Consider the following 1,404-nt stretch of genomic DNA (forward strand, 5'->3'; position numbering starts at 1 on the left):
GGACCGGGCTGAGGCCTTCTCATCGATCCTGACCTCGCGTTCGCGCTACTTTGTCCAGCACTACGCCCCCGATCCCGCCACCGCCGTCGAACTTGTGAGGGCTGCCGGCGGTGTTCCTGTCTTTGCGCACCCGGTGGCTTCAGCGCGTGGCCGGGTCGTGGGGGAGCACACCTACCGGGAAATGATCGACGCCGGCCTGGCAGGGCTGGAGATCGATCACCGCGACAATCCTGCTGAGGGCCGCGCCTTCCTCCGCAAACTCGCTGAACGCCACGGACTCCTGGTCACGGGTTCATCAGACTACCACGGCACCGGCAAACCGAACCTGCTGGGCGAAAACCTGACGACGCCCGAGGTTCTGGCCCGGATCGAGGAGATCGCCACCGGCACACCTGTGGTGCGCCCTTAACTTCCCGCTAGCCGGCCGGGAGCTCGTCAGCACGGAACGAAACGAACTCCGCGCGCTCACCCAGCCGCTTGGCCATGACATCGATGGCCGGCTGGTTCTGGTCCACGCAGACAAACTTCCGGTCCAGCTTTGCCGCTACAGCCCCGAGGGTCCCCGAACCCGCGAAAAAGTCCAGGCACCAGTCGCCCGGGCGGCTTGACGCAGCCACCACACGCCGTATGAGGCCCTCGGGCTTCTGCGTGGGGTAGCCGGTTTTTTCCTTGCCCGTGGGGGAGACGATGGTGTGCCACCAGACATCGGTGGGCAGCTTTCCGAGTTCGCGTTTTGCGGGTGTGACCAGGCCGGGTGCCATGTACGGTTCGCGGTCCACCTCGGCGTTGTCGAAATGGTACTTCGCCGGGTTCTTGACGTACACGAGGATGTTGTCATGCTTGGTGGGCCAGCGGAATTTGGCGCGCGCACCGTAGTCGTAAGCCCAGATGATCTCGTTCAGGAAGCACTCGCGGCCAAAGATGGCATCGAGCATGACCTTGGCGTAATGTACTTCCCGGTAGTCCAGGTGCAGGTATAGCGTGCCGTCATCGGCCAGCAGGCGCCAGGCCTCCACCAGCCTCGGTTCCAAAAAGGACCAGTAGTCGCTGAACGCGTCGTCGTACCGGTGCAGTGCGCCCTTGATGGTGTCGTAGGAACGCCCTTTGAAGCCCACGCGGTCGCCGTCACCATCGGTGTTGAGCACCATCCGGGTTTCCTGGCGCTTCTGGACCCTGCCGGTGTTGAACGGCGGATCCACGTAAATGAGTGTGAAGGCGCCGTCCGGCAGCGAGGGGAGGAACTCCGCGTTGTCCGCGTGAACCACCAGGTTGCTGCCGTCCGGCGCCCAGACGGTGTCAGTCATTGAGGGATTTAGGCCTCGGTGCTGCCGGGCTGCGAGCCGTTGTCGGCACCCGCCACCACTTCGCCGTTGCGGCGCCGGGTGCGTGTCCGGCTCCGGCGGG

At 64.7% G+C, this 1,404-nt stretch carries 1 protein-coding gene and 1 pseudogene; one reads left to right on the forward strand and one right to left on the reverse strand.

From position 1 onward, the window contains the following. Positions 1-409: pseudogene (locus DBR22_RS23290) on the forward strand (phosphatase); the annotation flags it as partial. A 7-nt stretch (positions 410-416) separates the two neighbouring features. Here DBR22_RS23290 and DBR22_RS23295 read toward each other — a convergent pair. Continuing rightward, positions 417-1,304, reverse strand: a complete 888-nt coding sequence (locus tag DBR22_RS23295) for a DNA-methyltransferase (protein WP_108600920.1) — start codon at positions 1,302-1,304, stop codon at positions 417-419. Positions 1,305-1,404 lie beyond the last annotated feature (100 nt).

Origin of the sequence: Arthrobacter sp. HMWF013 (genome assembly GCF_003061105.1) — a bacterium.
Lineage (GTDB): Bacteria > Actinomycetota > Actinomycetes > Actinomycetales > Micrococcaceae > Arthrobacter.